This is a genomic window from Microbacterium pumilum (genome assembly GCF_039530225.1).
Classification (GTDB): Bacteria; Actinomycetota; Actinomycetes; order Actinomycetales; family Microbacteriaceae; genus Microbacterium; species Microbacterium pumilum.
Genome location: NZ_BAAAOH010000001.1, coordinates 1,709,394 through 1,727,408, shown reverse-complemented (window position 1 = coordinate 1,727,408; position 18,015 = coordinate 1,709,394). Strand labels below are relative to the sequence as shown.

The following is an 18,015-nucleotide window of genomic DNA, read 5'->3' as shown; positions in this document are numbered from 1 at the left end:
ATCAGAGGTCCTTGCCTGACTTCTTCGCGTAGCGCACGCGGACGGTGCGCTTCACGCCATCCTTCGTCTGCTCCTCGACGCGGTGGCCGACACGGGTCGGCTTCTTGCTCGAGGGGTCGACGACGGCGACGTTGGAGATGTGGATCGGGGCTTCGAAGGTCTCGATGCCACCGGTCTTGGTGCCGCGCTGGGTCTGGCCCACGCGGGTGTGCTTGGTGACGTAGTTGACGCCCTCGACGATCACGCGGTTCTGCTCGACGAGGACCTCGAGGACCTTGCCCTGCTTGCCGCGGTCGCCGCCACGCTCGGGCTTCGCGCCCGCGATGACCTGAACCAGGTCACCCTTCTTGATCTTCGCCATGACTAAATGACCTCCGGCGCCAGCGAGACGATCTTCATGAACTTCTTGTCGCGAAGCTCACGGCCGACCGGTCCGAAGATGCGGGTGCCGCGGGGCTCCCCGTCGTTCTTCAGGATGACGGCGGCGTTCTCGTCGAACTTGATGTACGAGCCGTCGGGACGGCGCGTCTCCTTCTTGGTGCGGACGATGACGGCCTTGACCACATCGCCCTTCTTGACGTTGCCGCCCGGGATCGCATCCTTGACCGTTGCCACGATGGTGTCGCCCAGACCGGCGTACCGGCGGTGCGAGCCACCGAGCACGCGGATCGTGAGCAGTTCCTTGGCGCCGGTGTTGTCGGCGACCTTGAGGCGGGATTCCTGCTGAATCACTTGGCCTTCTCCAGAATCTCCACCAGGCGCCAGCGCTTGGTCGCGCTCAGCGGGCGGGTCTCGTTGATGAGGACGAGGTCGCCGATGCCGGCGCTGTTCGCCTCATCGTGCGCCTTGACCTTCGAGGTGCGACGGATGACCTTGCCGTAGAGGGGGTGCTTCACGCGGTCCTCGACCTCGACGACGATGGTCTTGTCCATCTTGTCGCTCACGACGTAGCCGCGACGTGCCTTGCGGTAACCGCGGGCATCGGCGTCGCGCACGTCGTGCGCGGAGGACTCGTGTCCCTTGGCCTCCACGGCCTCGGCCACGGGGGCCTCGACCTTGGCAGCGGCCTTCTTCGGGGCGGCCTTCTTCTCGGCGCCCTTTTCAGTGGTCTCAGCCATTACTCGGCCTCTTCCTTTACGGCCACGTCGGCGGCATCCGCCTTCTTGGCCTTCGTCTTCTTCGCCTTGGCGGCGACCTCCAGGGGCGCGGGCGTGGCACGGATGCCGAGCTCGCGCTCACGGATCACGGTGTAGAGCCGCGCGATGTCGCGCTTGACCGCACGGATGCGGCCGTGGCTCTCGAGCTGGCCGGTGGCCGACTGGAAGCGCAGGTTGAACAGCTCTTCCTTGGCCTTGCGCAGCTCCTCGACGAGGCGCTGGTCCTCGAAAGTGTCGAGCTCGCTCGGTGCGAGCGTCTTGGTGCCGATCGCCATTACGCGTCGCCCTCCTCGCGCTTGATGATGCGTGCCTTGAGAGGCAGCTTGTGAATGGCACGGGTGAGGGCCTCACGAGCGAGCTGCTCGTTGACGCCCGCGACCTCGAAGAGGACGCGACCCGGCTTGACGTTTGCGACCCACCACTCCGGCGAACCCTTACCGGAACCCATGCGGGTTTCGGCCGGCTTCTTCGTGAGCGGACGGTCGGGGTAGATGTTGATCCACACCTTTCCGCCACGCTTGATGTGACGCGTCATCGCGATACGAGCGGACTCGATCTGACGGTTCGTCACGTACGCGGGCGTGATGGCCTGGATGCCGAACTCACCGAACGACACCTTCGTGCCACCGGTGGCCTGGCCGGAACGGCCGGGGTGGTGCTGCTTACGGTACTTGACCTTGCGGGGAATAAGCATCAGGCAGACGCTCCTTCTGCCACGGGGGCATCGTTGCGCGGGCCACGGCGACGGTCGCCACCGCGGTCGTCACGACCACGGGGTGCCTTCGGTGCGTTGGCCTGCTCGCGCGCCAGTTCCTTGTTGGTGAGGTCGCCCTTGTAGATCCAGACCTTCACGCCGATGCGGCCGAAGGTGGTCTTGGCCTCGTAGAAGCCGTAGTCGATGTTCGCGCGCAGCGTGTGTAGCGGCACACGACCCTCGCGGTAGAACTCCGACCGGCTCATCTCAGCGCCGCCGAGGCGGCCGGAGACCTGGATGCGGACGCCCTTGGCGCCCGCGCGCTGCGCGCCCTGCAGGCCCTTGCGCATCGCGCGGCGGAATGCCACGCGAGCGGAGAGCTGCTCGGCGATACCCTGCGCGACGAGCTGAGCGTCGGCCTCGGGGTTCTTGACCTCGAGGATGTTCAGCTGGATCTGCTTGCCGGAGAGCTTCTCGAGGTCGGTGCGGATGCGCTCGGCCTCGGCGCCGCGGCGGCCGATCACGATGCCCGGGCGGGCGGTGTGGATGTCGACACGGACGCGGTCGCGCGTGCGCTCGATCTCGATGTTGCTCACGCCGGCACGGTCGAGACTCGTCTGCAGCAGCTTCCGGATCTTGATGTCCTCGGCCACGTAGTCGGCGTAGCGCTGTCCGGGCTTCGTCGAGTCGGAGAACCAGCGCGACACGTGGTCGGTGGTGATGCCGAGGCGGAAGCCGTACGGGTTTACCTTCTGGCCCATTACTTGCTCGCCTTCTTGTTCTTGGTTCCCGCGGTTGCTGAGCTTGTCGAAGCATCAGCGACCTCCGGCGTCGAGAGCACGACCGTGATGTGGCTCGTGCGCTTCTTGATCTGGAACGCGCGACCCTGAGCACGGGGCTGGAAACGCTTGAGCGTCGTGCCCTCGTCGACGTACGCGTTGGCCACGTACAGGTCCTGCTCGTCCAGGTACTCGCCGTCCTTGTCGGCCTTCACGCGAGCGTTCGCGATCCCGGCGGCGACGAGCTTGTAGATCGGCTCGCTTGCAGCCTGCGGCGCGAACTTCAGGATGGCCAGGGCCTCCTGAGCCTGCTTGCCCTTGATGAGGGCGACGACACGACGAGCCTTCTGAGGGGTCACGCGGATGTGTCGCACTCGTGCGATGGACTCCACCATTTCTCTCTCCTCCTCAGTCGCCTAGCGGCGACGGCCCTTCTTGTCATCCTTCTCGTGGCCGCGGAAGGTGCGGGTGGGCGCGAATTCGCCCAGTTTGTGTCCGACCATGGTCTCGGTCACGAACACGGGGATGTGCTTGCGGCCGTCGTGCACGGCGATCGTGTGACCCAGCATTGCCGGGACGATCATCGAGCGACGTGACCACGTCTTGACGACGTTCTTGGTACCTGCCTCGTTCTGGACGACTACCTTGCGAAGCAGGTGCTCGTCGACGAAGGGGCCCTTCTTAAGACTGCGTGGCATCTTCCTCTACTCCTACTTGCGCTTCTTGCCGGCGTTGCGACGGCGGACGATGTACTGGTCGCTTTCCTTGTTGGCGTGACGCGTGCGGCCTTCCTTCTGGCCCCACGGCGTCACCGGGTGACGTCCACCGGACGTCTTGCCCTCGCCACCACCGTGCGGGTGGTCGACCGGGTTCATCGCGACACCGCGGACGGTCGGGCGGATGCCCTTCCAGCGGTTGCGGCCGGCCTTGCCCCAGTTGATGTTCGACTGCTCGGCGTTGCCGACCTCGCCGACGGTCGCGCGGCAGCGCGCGTCGACATTGCGGATCTCGCCCGAGGGGAGACGCAGCTGCGCGTACGGACCGTCCTTGGCGACCAGACGCACCGAGACGCCGGCCGAACGGGCCATCTTCGCACCGCCACCGGGGCGGAGCTCGATCGCGTGGATCACCGTACCGGTCGGGATGTTGCGCAGCGGCAGGTTGTTGCCGGGCTTGATGTCGGCCGAGGGACCCGACTCGACGATGTCACCCTGCGACAGCTTGTTCGGCGCGATGATGTAGCGCTTCTCGCCGTCCGCGTAGTGCAGCAGCGCGATGCGTGCGGTGCGGTTCGGGTCGTACTCGATGTGGGCGACCTTGGCGTCGATGCCGTCCTTGTCGTTGCGACGGAAGTCGATGACGCGGTACTGACGCTTGTGGCCACCACCGATGTGACGGGTGGTGATGCGGCCCTGGTTGTTGCGGCCACCGGTCTTGGACAGCGGGCGGAGGAGCGACTTCTCAGGCGTCGATCGGGTGATCTCGGCGAAGTCGGCCACCGACGAGCCGCGGCGACCCGGGGTCGTGGGCTTGTATTTGCGAATAGCCATATCTCTAGTCCTCTATCCCGACCGTCAGCCGACTGCCGTGAAGATGTCGATGGTGCCCGACTTCAGGGTCACGATGGCGCGCTTGGTGTCCTTGCGCTTGCCGGTGCCGAAGCGGGTGCGGCGGGCCTTGCCGACGCGGTTGATCGTGTTGACCGCAGCAACCTTGACGCCGAAGATCTTCTCGATGGCGAGCTTGATCTCGGTCTTGGTCGCGCGGGGGTCCACGAGGAACGTGTACTTGCCCTCGTCGATGAGCCCGTAGCTCTTCTCGGAGACGACCGGCTTCAGGATGACGTCGCGCGGGTCCTTGTTGAGTGCCGTGTTCAGGGTGCTCATGCCGAGACCTCCTCGGTGGCGCCGGCCTTCGATGCGACGAACGCGTCGTAGGCGGCCTTGGTGAAGACGATGTCGTCGGAGACGAGCACGTCGTAGGCGTTGAGCTGGTCGAACGTCAGCACGTGGACGTACTTCAGGTTGCGCACGCTCTTGACGGTGATCTCGTCGTCGCGGTCGATGACGACCAGGACGTTCTTGATCGCGGAGAAGCCGGCGAGCACAGCGGCAGCGGCCTTCGTCGAGGGAGCACCCTCGATCGCGAAGGAGTCGACGACGTGCAGGCGGTCACCGCGGGCGCGGTCGCTGAGCGATCCGAGCAGAGCGGCGGCGATCATCTTCTTGGGGGTGCGCTGCGAGTAGTCGCGCGGCTTCGGGCCGTGGACGATGCCACCGCCGGTCATGTGCGGCGCGCGGATCGAGCCCTGACGGGCGTTACCCGTGCCCTTCTGCTTGAAGGGCTTGCGGCCGGCACCGGAGACCTCGCCACGACGCTTGGTCGAGTGCGTGCCCTGGCGAGCCGCCGCGCGCTGCGCGACGACGACCTGGTGGATGAGCGGGATGTTCGTCTTGACGTCGAACACCGAGGCGGGCAGCTCCACAGAGCCGGCCTTCTTGCCGTCGGCGGTCAGCACGTCGAGCGCGAGAGTCGAGTCGGCCATGGACTAGGCCCCCTTCACTGCGTTGCGGACGTAGACGATGCGGCCGCGTGCACCGGGGACGGCGCCCTTGACGAGCAGCAGACCCTTCTCGGCGTCGACGGCGTGCACCGTGAGGTTGAGGACGGTCACGCGCTCGCCACCCATACGGCCGGCCATGCGCATGCCCTTGAAGACGCGGCTCGGGGTCGACGATGCGCCGATCGAGCCGGGCTTGCGGTGGTTGCGGTGCGAACCGTGCGATGCCGAGACGCCCTTGAAGTTGTGACGCTTCATGACACCGGCGAAGCCCTTGCCCTTGCTGGTGCCGACGACGTCGACCAGCTGGCCGGCCTGGAACGTGCCCTCAGCGGTGAGCTCCTGGCCCAGCGAGTAGTCCGCGGCGTCAGCCGTGCGGATCTCGGTGAGGTGGCGGCGCGGCGTGACGCCGGCAGCCTCGAAGTGGGCGGTCAGCGGCTGGTTGACCTTGCGCGGGTCGATCTGCCCGTAGGCGATCTGCACGGCGTTGTAGCCGTCCTTCTCGGGGGTGCGAACCTGGGTCACCACGTTCGGAGCCACCTCGATGACGGTGACGGGAATGAGCTTGCCCTGCTCGTTCCACACCTGGGTCATGCCGAGCTTGGTGCCCAGCAGTCCCTTCGAAATCTTGTTGTTGATGTCAGCCATGTCGAACCTCAGAGCTTGATCTCGATGTTGACATCGGCCGGCAGGTCGAGACGCATCAGCGAGTCGACGGCCTTGGGCGTCGGGTCGATGATGTCGATCAGACGCTTGTGGGTGCGCATCTCGAAGTGCTCGCGGCTGTCCTTGTACTTGTGGGGCGACCGGATGACGCACACGACGTTCTTCTCGGTCGGCAGGGGCACGGGGCCCACAACGGTCGCGCCGGCACGGGTCACGGTGTCGACGATCTTGCGGGCCGACGAATCGAGGCCGGCGTGATCGTACGACTTCAGGCGAATGCGGATCTTCTGTCCCGCCATTGTCTGCTCTCTCTCTTCTCACGTCTTACCGTCCCGGACTCCCCGGGGGCATTGGACGCACGGTGGCGCTCACGCGCCATGGCACTTCTTTCCTCGCGGTACTCGGTTCCCGAGCTTGTCGAGGGATGCTGCACCACTGTTCTGCTGTCAACCCGGATGCCGCGGCATCCGGTCCGTCGCCGGCCGCACGCGCACGTGCGCTCCCCGCGAAGGGAGTGGTTTCGGATGTATCGTTCTGCTGCCCGCGGCCTAGAACCCGGCGCTTACGCGCCTGTCTATGCACTGCCCTGGCAGTGATCCGGTGCACGCCAAAAGGGGCGCCGGAATGTGGAACCTCACTAGTCTACGTGGCGCCCGGGCGTGTCGCAAACTCGGGCGTGTCGCGGCTGGGCGTGCGAGGCACATTCCCAGGGACTCCTGAGAGCAGGGAGGACGAGTCAAGGCGTGACTCGTCCTCCCGCGCCTTACAGGGTCGGGGGTGCCTGGTTGCGGCGCCTGCGCCTCACGACCAACGCCGTCACTCCCGCGAGCAACGCGAGGATGCCGAAGATCACGAGGGGCAGCACGGGACCGCCACCGGTCGGGGGCAGGCTCGAAAGCGTCACCGTCGCGTCATCCTTGTCGGTGCCGAAGTCGCTGGGATCACCGAAGGTGTAGTAGTCCACGTAACCGACGTTCGTGATCACGCTGGCCTTCGAGCTCGGATTGACGGTCGCCACCAGGGTGATCGTCGGCGCCGATGTCGGCCCGAGCACGGAGCCCGCGGGCTGAAGCGGTCCGAGCAGCTCGCACGTGAGCGTTCCGCCGTAGCCGGACGCGTTCTTCCCCGTCACCTCGCACGTGGTCCAGTTCGGGAATGTCGCCGGGTCATCGTCGCCGACCCAGGAGACATCCGTGATCTTCAGATCCGCCGGGATCGGGTCTGTCACCACCACACCTTCCGCTGCCGAGTCATCGCTCACGTTCTCGACCGCCAGTGTGTACGAGAACGACTTGCCCGGGTCGGTCTTCTCGACGCTCGCCGTCTTCTCGATCTCGACGGTGCTGTGACGCGCCTGGGCGCAGTCCGGCGTCGCCGACGGGTACGAGACCTCGAAGGTGAGGGACGGGTTGACACTCAGTGTCACCGTCGAGTCGAAGCGCCAGGCGTAGTCGAGCTCGCTGGGGTCGAGGATGAGTCCGTTGTAGACCAGGTTGAGCCGATCCGTCGCGGTCATCTCGTCGGACGTTCCCGGGATGTAGTAGTTGACCGGGTTCGAGCCGGGGACGATGTCCGTCAGCTCGATGGCCCGCCATCCGGGATAGTCGATCGCGACACCCGAGGGCGTGAAGTACGCACCCGGCCACGCAGCCAGACCTGACCATGTCGCCGAGACAGGGCCGTCATCCGTCTCATCGATGGTCACGCTCGACGGGTCGCTGGTGGGGCTCGGCGGATCCGGCTCCCACAGGAGCGTGGCCTCTTCACCCGCGAGCAGTGCCGATTTCACGACCGACCAGCCGAGCAGCGGGGCATCGCTCAGGCATGACGTGTAGACGACGGCCGTGATGTCGCGAGTCGGGATCTCCTCGTCGTCGCAGTTGTTGCTCGCGACGCTGTCGAAGTCCGCCTCGACGCACGCGGTGTTGATCAGCGCGTCCAGCGGCGGCACCGGCGGCGGCGGATCGTCGCCCGGCGGCACCTGCGGCGGCACCTCCGGCTCGGCGGCCAGGAACGTGGCCGTGACGGTGATCGTCACGACCTGACCGACGGCCAGGCTGGCGATCGTCACGTCGATCTTGTTCGCCGCGAGATCGGAGTCATCCTGGAATGCGACGTCGACGTCGAGGGCGGTGAATTCGATGCGACCGGCATAGGGCGCAACGCTGAGCGAATCGTCCGTCACGTGCACGTTCGTCGCAGGTCCGTCGCCGTGGTTGGTCACGGTCAGGACGTAGTCGAAGGTGTTCCCCGGTTCGACGGAAGCCACACCATTCACGATCGGCACACCGTCCGACGTCTTCTCGATGCCGACGTCGTCGAAGTGCACGACCTGGCACGCGTCGTCATCCGTGACGGACCCACCTGAGGTGACCGTCGCGGTGTTCCACACCACGATGCCCTCCTCCTGAAGCTCGTCGCAGGTTTCCGGCGTCACCGGCCCGGGACCGGTGACCGTGACGTCCGCGGTCACCGTGTACACGTGCTGGGTGACGCCGTCGTCCTCGGGATCGAACGCCGCGGTGACGATCGTCCACGTGCCCGTGCCGTCCCACGTCGGGTCGTCCGGCGTCGGCGTGTCGCCGTCCGCGGCCGCCGCCGTCCAGTCGCCGAGCAGCTCGACGTTGTCGGGCAGCTCCGGAGCATCCGTCAGCACGTACCCCAGTATCGGGAGCGGGTCGGCGTCCGTGTCGGGGTAGGTCACCGTGATGTCGTAGCTGAGCGTCCAGTCACCCGTGGCCGGGTCCTGAACCGCCGCACCGGCGGCCGACTTCTCGATCTCGGGGAAGATCGGCTCGGAGCACGCCTCGACGGGCGTGTCCTGTCCGCCGGATGTCAGCAGTGCGGTGTTGAGGAACCCGCCGCCGCCATCCGGCTCGGAGTCGCACGCGCTGGTGCCGCTGTCGACGGCCTCCGCTGTGACCTCCGCCACCACTGTGACGGTGTAGGTGTGCGTGTCGCCCGCTTCGATCTCGTGGTCGGTGGCCAGGGTCACCGTGGCGTCAGGAGCAGGGAAGGTGCCGGATGACTCGCCCGACCACTTCGCGCTGCCGATGTCGATGCCGCCGCCGAAGTCGAGCGTGTCGGTCAGGTCGTACTCGGCCGACAGACCGTCCGGGTTGGCCGGCCCGGCCGGCGCCAGGTTCACGACGATGTCGTACGTGATCGTCCAGTCACCCGTGACGGGGTCCTGGTTCGTCGACGTCGCGGTCTTGGTGACCGTCGGGTAGACCCGGTCCGCGACGGGGATGCAGTCCGAGTCGTCGATCGGGATCGCCCCGACCGTCAGCGTCGCCGTGTTGAAGAAGCCGCTGCCCGGCTGGCCGGTGCAGTCCCCGTCATCGGGGTCGGCGGTGTCCTGGATGTCGACGAGCCACGACACACGGTAGACGTGAGTCTCGCCCGCGAGGAGCGCCACATCCGTCACGAAGTCCGTGCCCGTCGTGATCGTCAGCACCGGCTCGCCCGCGATGTCGGTGCGCTGCGCCTGACCCTGAGTGAGGTCGACCCCCACCGGGAAGCCGGGGGTGTCCGACAGCGAATAGAACGTGTCGTACCCGCCCGATGTCACTGTGACGTCGTACGAGACGAGCCACCTCGACGCGTCGTCGGGGTCCTGGGTCGCCGAGACGCCGGCCTTCACGACCGTGGGCAGCGCGGGCTCGGAGCAGTCATCCGCGGGGATGACGGCGCCGTTGACCGTGACGTTCGCCACGTTGAGGAACCCGCCGGCCGCCGGACGTTCGCCGGGCTCGCACGCCAGGGTGTCGCCCGTCCATGCCGCCTCATCGACCGTCGCGTGAGCGGTGACGGTGTAGGTGTCCACGTCATCGGGCGCGATGACCTGGTTGGTGGCGAACGTCGCTGTGCCGTCGGCGGCGAACGGGCCGCCTCCGGTCGGACCCGTCCACGAGGCGTCGTCGACCGTGATGTCGCCGCCGAACACCAGCACATCGGTGAGGCTGTAGACCGCGGCATCCGGGCCGCCGGTGTGGGTGACGACCACGTCATACGTGATCTCCCACGTGCCGTCCACGAGCTGCTGCGTGTCGGTCACCGTCTTCTCGATGGCGACGGTGGGGCGCTCGATGACGATGCAGTCTGAGGAGTCGTCTTCCGCAATGCCGTTCGTGACAGTCGCGGTGTTCCAGATACCCGTTCCATCGGCCGGCGAAGAGCCGCACACCAGGTCGTCGGGCGTCACCGTCGCTGCGATGGTCACCACACGAGTGATCGTGTAGGTGTGGGTCGCGCCCGCCGGCAGCGTCCCCGTGGCGAGTTCATCTGTGCCTGCCCATGCGCCGTTGCGGACGAAGGTTCCCCCACCCACGGCGACCGGGTCGGATGCGGCCCACGTGCCGCCGGTCACACCCGCGGGGAGTGTCGCGGCGGTGTCGCTGAGGGTGTACGAGAGCGGAATGTCGCTCGGGTTCGACACCGCCACCTCGTAGCTCAAGGTCCACGCGCCGGTCGTCGTGTTCTGGACCGCAGGCATCGCGGTCTTCTGGACCACGGGTGACGCCGGGGCGGCACATCCGGTGTCGCTGTCCGTGCCGCCGGGATAGGTGACTGTGGCGGTGTTGAAGAATCCGCCCCCGCCGGTAGGCGTGCACACGAGCGCGGTCGGGTCGACGGGCGTCTCGTTCGCCTCAGCGGTCACCACGTACGTGTAGGTGTCGGTGCCGCCGGCCTCGATCGCGACATCCGTGACGTCGGGATCGCCCTGCCACCCCTGCGTGAGGATGGTGAAGCTCGAGTCGAAGTCAGGCGTGTCTGTCAGCGAGTAGCTGGTCGGCAGCGTCGCGCTGGTGTTGGTCACGACGACCTCGTAGGCGATGCTCCAGGTGCCGTCGGCGAGCTGCTGCACGACGCCGTCGGCCTTCTCGACCGCTACCGGCACGAGGATGTCGTCGTTGTTCAGCGTGCACGTGACGTTGTCGCCCGCTTGCAGCGTGACCGTCGGCGCCGCCCGAGTGGTGTTCGGGTAGCCGGTGCATGTCAGGCTTGCCCATTCGTAGGCCGCGGGGCCGGACTCGCCGATCGTGTAGACCACACCGGCCTGCACGGGCTGAGCGGTGACCGCCGCGGTTCCGGTCGCGCCCGACAGGTCGGGGCCGCCCGGCGTCGTCGCCGTGAGCGTCCATTGACTGGGGGTCGCGGTACCGCCGTTGTCGTTGGTCACGGTCTTCACAAGGGTGAGGATCGGGGCGACGTCGTCGTTCACGAAGCGATAGACGGGCGCGTCGAGCCCGGCGACGGTGACCTGCCAGTTGCCAGAGCCATCCTGCCGGGGGTACAGCGCGGGGTTGGGATTGGCGACGACATCCACCCAGACGCCGCCCACGAACTGCTGCAGCTTCACGAACTCGTAGCCCGGAACGTCAGACTCGGTGAGCGTGTAGACGTGGTCGGGACGCACCTGGAAGGTGCTCGCGGGAACCAACGTCTCGGACCCGTCGACCGTCGTCGCGGTGAGACCCGTCAGGGGCGCGGGGGTTCCGGTCAGATCCCACGCACTTGCCGGGGTGGAACCGCCGTTGTCGTTGACGACGTTCTTGAGCAGGGTCAGGGATGCGGTCTCGTTCACGAACGTGCAGGCCACGCGGTAGCCGGTCGGCACGTTCACGCCGCCGTTGATGCCGTCCGAGAACCCGCTGCCCGGCCACGGCGCTCCGTTGGCATCGACGCGGATACACGTGGCCGAGCCGGTGGAGAGCGGGTTGGACTGGAGGTTCGTGCGGTTGTCCGTCTGGACGTAGCGCGGGTCACCACCGGTCTCGAACAGCTGGTAGCGCGCGTTCGGGGTAACGTCCTGCTGGGTGACAGCGGGGGTTCCCGAAGCGCCCGAAGGTCCCGGAAGGCCTGTTCCGATTGGTGGAATAGCGAGGAACGACGCGTTCAGTGTCCAGCTGCCGGCCGCCGCCGTGCCGCCCTGAACCTCCTTGATCAGGGTGAGCGTGCTTCGACAGATCACCGTGTTCGTGATCGTGACCGTGTTATTGGGCTGTGAAAGTGTCGCAGGGAACCCCCCGGCGAGCGGAACATTTACCGCGCCGCCGTTGACGTTGGTAACAGCCGCCGTGTTAGTACACATCGTGGGGTCGATCAACGTGACTGATTCGGAGATCGTCGTCGTGTTGCCCACGACGTATCCGGTGCGCGTCACATCCCAGCCCTGGTTCGTGGCCGGCGCGCCATCGGGTCCGGTGAGCTGGAGCTGCGCGGAGAAGTCGCTCGGCTGCGCGCCATTCTCGTACGTCACTCCGTTGATGACCCAGGTCTTGTGGACCGTGATGTCGGCCGGTGGGTTGGGAGCTCGGTTGTACACGGTGCAGCTGACCGCTTGCGTGCCCGGCACGTTGACCGTGAACCCGTCGGTCACATTGCCGGTGAGGGTCACCGGCGTGTCGGTGGTGAGGTTCGTACAGACGGCGTTCTGACCACCCACCGGCTGCAGCGTGAAGCCGGGCTGCTGCGCTTCGGTCACCGTGATCGAGGCGTTCGGCGTTCCGCCCGGGAAGTCCAGCGGGTAGTTCACGGTGCCGGTGCCGTCCGCCGGCGTGGTCAGCACCGCGTTCGGCGTCGTCACGCCCGCGGTGCCGATGACACTGGTGAACTGCCATCCCCCGCCGGCGGCGACGGCGCCGGTGATCGATCCGGGGGGCGCGGTGCTCGGGACGATCTGCTTGGTGACCGACAGGGTCCCCTGGCAGTTGCCGAGTGCGAGCGCGCGCAGCGCCGCACCGGCCGCGGGGTAGTCGGCCGTCTGGAAGTAGTCGGCGACGTTGCCGTTCGTGCCGTTGTACGCGGTCGTTCCCGAGATGGCCCGAAGGTTGAGGCCGGTCGCCGCGCCGGTGGCGCCATCGCCGACGCCGAACGCGATGACGCGAGTCGGTGCGGGGGCCGCGAGGGGCCCCTGCTTCAGAGCGTTCGCCGAGAAGATGCCGTTCTCGGTCTCGCGGAAGCGGTTGATGGTGCCATTGCCCTGCGCAGGCTGGTTGTACGAAGTCGGATTGCCGTCGGTGATCACGACCGCCAGATCGAAGTTGTTGGCCCCGTTGTTGGCAGCGGCGGCGGTGCCGAGCCCGCGGTCCCAGTTCGTGGTTCCGGTCGCGGTCCATCCCGCATACCGGGCCTTGAAGGCGTTCGCCTGCGCCACAGTGGACACGGAGGTCAGGTTGGGGAAGTTCGCGTTGGCGCCGTCTGCGGGGCTGACGGTCGAGAAGGAGAAGAGCGACATCCGCGACGGCGTGCCCTGGAGGGCGTCGACGAACGTGCTCGCCGCGGTCTTGAGGGCCGGAAGCGAGGGCTCGACCGATCCCGAGAGGTCGAGGATCAGTGCGACGTCGAGCCCGCAGCGTGCGGGGATGGTCGGGTTGACGCGGGACTGCTGCCAGATTCCACCCGACGCCTCGGGGACGGCGCCCGACGTGAGCATGAAGTCATTGGCGTCCTGCGATGAGTAGACGGTGTTGGCCCGAAGCTGCGTGCCGGTGCGGAACCGATACGGGGTCGCAGTGCCGGGTCCCCCGGACCCACCGGTGCGAAGACTGGGGTTGCCGTAGTAGCCGGCCGGAACGCTCGACTGGACGACCCAGTAACGCGCGTCGCGGTTCGCGCCCGCTGGGTTGCCACCCCCGGCAGCTTGCGTGTTCGGAACGGTGAACGAACAGTCGCCCTGGGCATCGGAGGTGCAGATGGCCCAACCAGGGCCGGTGCCGGCGACACCGTCCGGACGGGTGCCGCTCGGGCCACCGGCGCCGCCGGTGTTGAGCAGCAGCACCACACCGGCAAGGTTGGTCACGCCGGTGATGCCGGTGCGGTCGGAACCGACCTTCACGGTGATCACGGCGGTCGTGGGGCCGGGAGCCGGGACCGTCAGCACGCCGACATCCGCAAGCGCCTTGGCCTTCTTGTCCTTAGCGGTGTCGGTCGCAGTAGGTGTGGGCGTCGGAGTCGCGCCATCGACATCCTCGGCCGGCGGGGTGGTCTCGGTCGGCTCAGGTGTGGGTTCCGGCTCGGCCGGGGGCGTGGTCTCGGTCGGTGCCGGCGTCGGCGTCGGCGTCGTGTCGTCCGTCGGGGTGGTCTCCTCCGCGGGCGGGGTGGTCTCTTCGGCGGGAGGCGTGGGCTCCGTCGTCTCGGTCGGCGTGGGCGTCGGCGTCGTGTCGGCGAGCGCGGGCGAGGACACGCCGCTGAACACGAGTGCCGCCGAGATCAGCGTCGCGATGCCGCCGGCGTACCAGCGGTGTCGGATCGTGAGCCTGCGGGACTGCTCGACCCCGAGCCCTCCGCCACGGCGTCCACCGTGCGAATCCGAGATGTGTGAACGCTCGTTGGTGCCCATGTTCCGCCTCGCCGTAGATCATCCCGGATCGCCCAGATGCAGCGGTCCCAGGACGCGTGTCCGATGTCGGCGAGGATCGTCCCCCCAGACGATGGGCACGCTTGCCCCTCCCGCAAGCTATCGGTGCGCACGTGCGCGGTCAAGACCCCTCGCGGGAACGATCCGGCGTCGGTCCGATGCGCCGCGGCGCGCAGTACGTCTTGGCGAAATGTCTGCGACCAGGCATTTCTCGCACGGATGCCGGGAACGACGCGGGAGGTGCGGGCACGACGAAGGGGCCGGGCCTCAAGGCCCGACCCCTTGTCGGTGAGAGGATGCCGCAGCATCCCGCTCAGGAAATTCGACCTACTTGATGATGCTGGTCACCGTGCCGGCGCCGACGGTGCGGCCACCCTCACGGATCGCGAAGCCGAGGCCCTCTTCCATGGCGATGGGCTGGATCAGCTCGACCGTCATGTCGGTGGTGTCGCCGGGCATGACCATCTCGGTGCCCTCGGGCAGCGTGATGACGCCGGTGACGTCGGTGGTGCGGAAGTAGAACTGCGGGCGGTAGTTCGTGAAGAACGGGTTGTGACGGCCGCCCTCCTCCTTGGACAGGATGTACGCCGTGCCCTCGAAGTTGGTGTGCGGGGTGACCGAACCGGGCTTCACGACGACCTGGCCGCGCTCGACGTCGTCACGCTTGGTGCCACGAAGGAGCAGACCGCAGTTCTCGCCGGCCCACGCCTCGTCGAGCTGCTTGTGGAACATCTCGATGCCGGTGACGATCGTCTTCTGCGTCGGGCGCAGACCCACGATCTCGACCTCGGAGTTGATCGCGAGGGTGCCGCGCTCGGCGCGACCCGTCACGACCGTGCCACGGCCGGTGATGGTGAAGACGTCCTCGATCGGCATGAGGAACGGCTTGTCCTTGTCGCGGATCGGGTCGGGGATCGACTCGTCGACGGCGTCCATGAGCTCGACGATCTTCTCGGTCCACTCGGCGTCGCCCTCGAGCGCCTTGAGGCCCGAGACGCGGACGACCGGAGCGTTGTCACCGTCGAAGTCCTGGCTGGAGAGCAGCTCACGGACCTCGAGCTCGACGAGCTCCAGGATCTCCTCGTCGTCGACCATGTCGCTCTTGTTGAGCGCCACGAGCAGGTAGGGCACGCCGACCTGCTTGGCGAGCAGCACGTGCTCACGGGTCTGAGCCATCGGGCCGTCGGTGGCGGCGACCACGAGGATCGCGCCGTCCATCTGAGCCGCACCGGTGATCATGTTCTTGATGTAGTCAGCGTGACCAGGAGCGTCGACGTGAGCGTAGTGACGCTTGGGCGTCTCGTACTCGACGTGCGAGATGTTGATCGTGATGCCGCGCTGACGCTCTTCAGGAGCGGAGTCGATCGACGCGAAGTCGCGCTGCACGTTGGTGGCCGACGGGTACTTGTCGGCGAGCACCTTCGAGATCGCTGCGGTGAGCGTGGTCTTGCCGTGGTCGACGTGACCGATCGTTCCGATGTTCACGTGCGGCTTGGTCCGCTCGAACTTGGCCTTAGCCACTAGGTCCTCCTCAGGACGTTCATGTAGGTGTTCCGGGCGCTGGTTTGCGACCGGTTCTCTACGGGGATGTTTTCAGTTTAGAGGTATGAAGTTGTGGAAATCCGGGGTGCCCCGCAACGGGGCACCCCGAAGGACTATTCGCCCTTGTTCTTCTGGACGATCTCGTCAGCGACGGCGCGAGGAACCTCGGCGTAGCTGTCGAATTCCATCGAGTAGACCGCGCGACCCGAGGTCTTCGAGCGCAGGTCGCCGATGTAGCCGAACATCTCGGACAGCGGGACGAGCGCGCGCACGACCTTGACGCCGGCGGCATCCTCCATGGACTGGATCTGACCGCGACGCGAGTTCAGGTCGCCGATGACGTCGCCCATGTACTCCTCGGGCGTACGGACCTCGACGCCCATGATGGGTTCGAGGATGACCGGGTTCGCCTTGCGGACGGCCTCCTTGAAGCCCATCGAGCCGGCGATCTTGAACGCCATCTCGGACGAGTCGACGTCGTGCGACGCGCCGTCCATGAGGATCGCCTTCACGCCCACCATGGGATAGCCGGCGAGCACGCCGACGTTCATGGCGTCCTGGAAGCCCTGGTCGACCGGCGCGATGTACTCGCGCGGGATGCGGCCACCGGTGACCTTGTTCTCGAACTCGTAGGTCTTGTCGGCCGTGACCTCGAGCGGCTCGATCGCGAACTGGATCTTCGCGAACTGACCCGAACCACCGGTCTGCTTCTTGTGCGTGTAGTCGTGGCGGTCGACGGACTTCTTGATCGTCTCGCGGTACGCGACCTGGGGCTTGCCGACGTTCGCCTCGACGCGGAACTCGCGCTTCATGCGGTCGACCAGGATGTCGAGGTGGAGCTCGCCCATGCCCTTGATGACGGTCTGACCGGTGTCGGAGTTCTGCTCGACGCGGAACGTCGGGTCCTCCTCCGCGAGCTTCTGGATCGCGAGACCCAGCTTCTCCTGGTCGGCCTTGGTCTTGGGCTCGATCGCGACCTCGATGACCGGCTCGGGGAACGTCATCGACTCGAGCACGACCTGGTGCTGCGAATCGGAGAGCGTGTCACCCGTGGTCGTGTCCTTGAGGCCGATGACCGCGTAGATGTGACCGGCGGTGACCGAGTCGACGGGGTTCTCCTTGTTGGCGTACATCTGGAAGATCTTCCCGATGCGCTCCTTCTTGGACTTCGTCGAGTTGACGATCTGTCCACCGGAGTCCAGGTGACCGGAGTACACGCGGATGTAGGTGAGGCGACCGAAGAAGGGGTGCGTCACGATCTTGAACGCGAGAGCAGTGAAGGGCTCGTCACGGTCCGCGTGGCGCTCGATGACGATCTCTTCGTTCTTCGGGTCGTGCGCCTCGATGGCGGGCACGTCGAGGGGCGACGGGAGGTAGTCCACGACCGCGTCGAGCATGGGCTGCACGCCGCGGTTCTTGAACGCCGAGCCGCAGAGCACCGGGTAGAGCTCCGAGTTGACGGTCATCTTGCGGATGGCGGCCTTGATCTCGGGGACGGTCAGGCCCTCGCCGCTGAAGTGCTTCTCGAGGAGCACCTCGTCGGACTCGGCGACGGTCTCGAGCAGCAGCTCGCGGTACTTGGCGACGACATCGGCCATGTCGGCCGGGATCTCCTGGACGTCGTACTTGGCGCCCATGGTGACATCACCCTTGGCATCGCCGGCCCAGACCAGCGCGCGCATCTCGACCAGGTCGACGACGCCGACGAAGTCGTTCTCGACGCCGATGGGCAGCTGGATGACCAGCGGCTTGGCCTTGAGCTTGTTGATGATCGTGTCGACCGTGAAGTAGAAGTCGGCGCCGAGCTTGTCCATCTTGTTGACGAAGCAGATGCGAGGGACGTTGTACTTGTCGGCCTGACGCCACACGGTCTCGGACTGGGGCTCGACGCCCTCCTTGCCGTCGAAGACGGCGACGGCGCCGTCGAGGACGCGGAGCGAGCGCTCCACCTCGACGGTGAAGTCGACGTGGCCGGGCGTGTCGATGATGTTGATCTGGTTCTTGTCCCAGAAGCACGTCACAGCCGCAGAGGTGATCGTGATGCCACGCTCCTGCTCCTGCTCCATCCAGTCGGTCGTCGACGCACCATCGTGCGTCTCACCGATCTTGTGGTTGGTTCCCGTGTAGAACAGGATGCGCTCGGTCGTCGTCGTCTTGCCGGCATCGATGTGCGCCATGATGCCGATGTTGCGGACCTTGGTGAGGTCGGTGAGCACTTCTTGTGCCACGGGGTTTTCCTTATCTGTGACAGGGGG

The 18,015-nt window shown here is 66.7% G+C and carries 16 protein-coding genes; all 16 read right to left on the bottom strand.

Going from position 1 to position 18,015, the window contains the following annotated elements; genetic code table 11:
* Position 1: 1 nt before the first annotated feature.
* The 16 genes from rplX to fusA all read right to left on the bottom strand — a co-directional run bounded on the left by rplX (position 2) and on the right by fusA (position 17,988).
* On the bottom strand, positions 2-361 hold the full coding sequence (gene rplX / locus ABD188_RS07585; RefSeq protein ID WP_344060083.1) for a 50S ribosomal protein L24: 360 nt from the start codon (positions 359-361) through the stop codon (positions 2-4).
* Between the two features lie 2 nt (positions 362-363).
* A complete protein-coding gene (rplN, locus tag ABD188_RS07580) occupies positions 364-732 on the bottom strand; it encodes a 50S ribosomal protein L14 (RefSeq protein ID WP_191766096.1) in 369 nt (122 codons plus the stop codon).
* Complete coding sequence (gene rpsQ / locus ABD188_RS07575) at positions 729-1,118, bottom strand: 30S ribosomal protein S17 (protein WP_425561335.1); 390 nt, start codon at positions 1,116-1,118, stop codon at positions 729-731. The genes rplN and rpsQ overlap by 4 nt, the downstream gene beginning before the upstream one ends.
* Positions 1,118-1,432 (bottom strand): 50S ribosomal protein L29, encoded by a 315-nt coding sequence (rpmC, locus tag ABD188_RS07570; protein WP_344060080.1) that lies wholly within the window; start codon positions 1,430-1,432, stop codon positions 1,118-1,120. The genes rpsQ and rpmC overlap by 1 nt, the downstream gene beginning before the upstream one ends.
* On the bottom strand, positions 1,432-1,851 hold the full coding sequence (rplP, locus tag ABD188_RS07565) for a 50S ribosomal protein L16 (RefSeq protein ID WP_005050509.1): 420 nt from the start codon (positions 1,849-1,851) through the stop codon (positions 1,432-1,434). The genes rpmC and rplP overlap by 1 nt, the downstream gene beginning before the upstream one ends.
* Entirely contained in the window at positions 1,851-2,612 is a 762-nt protein-coding gene (gene rpsC / locus ABD188_RS07560) for a 30S ribosomal protein S3 (protein ID WP_344060078.1), read from the bottom strand. Before rpsC ends, rplP begins: the two co-directional genes overlap by 1 nt.
* The gene (rplV, locus tag ABD188_RS07555) at positions 2,612-3,025 is read right to left on the bottom strand and encodes a 50S ribosomal protein L22 (RefSeq protein WP_344060076.1); all 414 of its coding nucleotides are present in this window, start codon (positions 3,023-3,025) and stop codon (positions 2,612-2,614) included. Before rplV ends, rpsC begins: the two co-directional genes overlap by 1 nt.
* A 21-nt stretch (positions 3,026-3,046) precedes the next feature.
* The gene (gene rpsS, locus ABD188_RS07550) at positions 3,047-3,328 is read right to left on the bottom strand and encodes a 30S ribosomal protein S19 (RefSeq protein WP_344060073.1); all 282 of its coding nucleotides are present in this window, start codon (positions 3,326-3,328) and stop codon (positions 3,047-3,049) included.
* 12 nt (positions 3,329-3,340) lie between these two features.
* Positions 3,341-4,180, bottom strand: coding sequence for a 50S ribosomal protein L2 (gene rplB, locus ABD188_RS07545; protein WP_344060071.1), 840 nt, complete (start codon positions 4,178-4,180; stop codon positions 3,341-3,343).
* A 24-nt stretch (positions 4,181-4,204) separates the two neighbouring features.
* On the bottom strand, positions 4,205-4,516 hold the full coding sequence (gene rplW / locus ABD188_RS07540) for a 50S ribosomal protein L23 (RefSeq protein ID WP_344060070.1): 312 nt from the start codon (positions 4,514-4,516) through the stop codon (positions 4,205-4,207).
* Entirely contained in the window at positions 4,513-5,175 is a 663-nt protein-coding gene (gene rplD / locus ABD188_RS07535) for a 50S ribosomal protein L4 (RefSeq protein ID WP_344060068.1), read from the bottom strand. The genes rplW and rplD overlap by 4 nt, the downstream gene beginning before the upstream one ends.
* A gap of 3 nt (positions 5,176-5,178) precedes the next feature.
* Complete coding sequence (gene rplC, locus ABD188_RS07530) at positions 5,179-5,838, bottom strand: 50S ribosomal protein L3 (RefSeq protein WP_344060066.1); 660 nt, start codon at positions 5,836-5,838, stop codon at positions 5,179-5,181.
* 8 nt (positions 5,839-5,846) lie between these two features.
* A complete protein-coding gene (gene rpsJ / locus ABD188_RS07525; protein ID WP_013584016.1) occupies positions 5,847-6,155 on the bottom strand; it encodes a 30S ribosomal protein S10 in 309 nt (102 codons plus the stop codon).
* Between the two features lie 464 nt (positions 6,156-6,619).
* Positions 6,620-14,200, bottom strand: a complete 7,581-nt coding sequence (locus tag ABD188_RS07520) for a hypothetical protein (protein ID WP_344060064.1) — start codon at positions 14,198-14,200, stop codon at positions 6,620-6,622.
* Positions 14,201-14,545: 345 nt separating this feature from the next.
* The gene (tuf, locus tag ABD188_RS07515; protein ID WP_344060062.1) at positions 14,546-15,739 is read right to left on the bottom strand and encodes an elongation factor Tu; all 1,194 of its coding nucleotides are present in this window, start codon (positions 15,737-15,739) and stop codon (positions 14,546-14,548) included.
* Between the two features lie 134 nt (positions 15,740-15,873).
* Positions 15,874-17,988, bottom strand: a complete 2,115-nt coding sequence (gene fusA / locus ABD188_RS07510) for an elongation factor G (protein ID WP_344060060.1) — start codon at positions 17,986-17,988, stop codon at positions 15,874-15,876.
* Positions 17,989-18,015: the final 27 nt, after the last annotated feature.

Bases quoted from the DNA above. Each gene is read 5' to 3' on its own strand.
- rplX (WP_344060083.1), bottom strand. From the start codon at position 361: ATGGCGAAGATCAAGAAGGGTGACCTGGTTCAGGTCATCGCGGGCGCG.
- rpsQ (WP_425561335.1), bottom strand. From the start codon at position 1,118: ATGGCTGAGACCACTGAAAAGGGCGCCGAGAAGAAGGCCGCCCCGAAG.
- rpmC (WP_344060080.1), bottom strand. From the start codon at position 1,432: ATGGCGATCGGCACCAAGACGCTCGCACCGAGCGAGCTCGACACTTTC.
- rplP (WP_005050509.1), bottom strand. From the start codon at position 1,851: ATGCTTATTCCCCGCAAGGTCAAGTACCGTAAGCAGCACCACCCCGGC.
- rpsC (WP_344060078.1), bottom strand. From the start codon at position 2,612: ATGGGCCAGAAGGTAAACCCGTACGGCTTCCGCCTCGGCATCACCACC.
- rplV (WP_344060076.1), bottom strand. From the start codon at position 3,025: ATGGTGGAGTCCATCGCACGAGTGCGACACATCCGCGTGACCCCTCAG.
- rpsS (WP_344060073.1), bottom strand. From the start codon at position 3,328: ATGCCACGCAGTCTTAAGAAGGGCCCCTTCGTCGACGAGCACCTGCTT.
- rplB (WP_344060071.1), bottom strand. From the start codon at position 4,180: ATGGCTATTCGCAAATACAAGCCCACGACCCCGGGTCGCCGCGGCTCG.
- rplW (WP_344060070.1), bottom strand. From the start codon at position 4,516: ATGAGCACCCTGAACACGGCACTCAACAAGGACCCGCGCGACGTCATC.
- rplD (WP_344060068.1), bottom strand. From the start codon at position 5,175: ATGGCCGACTCGACTCTCGCGCTCGACGTGCTGACCGCCGACGGCAAG.
- rplC (WP_344060066.1), bottom strand. From the start codon at position 5,838: ATGGCTGACATCAACAACAAGATTTCGAAGGGACTGCTGGGCACCAAG.
- rpsJ (WP_013584016.1), bottom strand. From the start codon at position 6,155: ATGGCGGGACAGAAGATCCGCATTCGCCTGAAGTCGTACGATCACGCC.
- ABD188_RS07520 (WP_344060064.1), bottom strand. From the start codon at position 14,200: ATGGGCACCAACGAGCGTTCACACATCTCGGATTCGCACGGTGGACGC.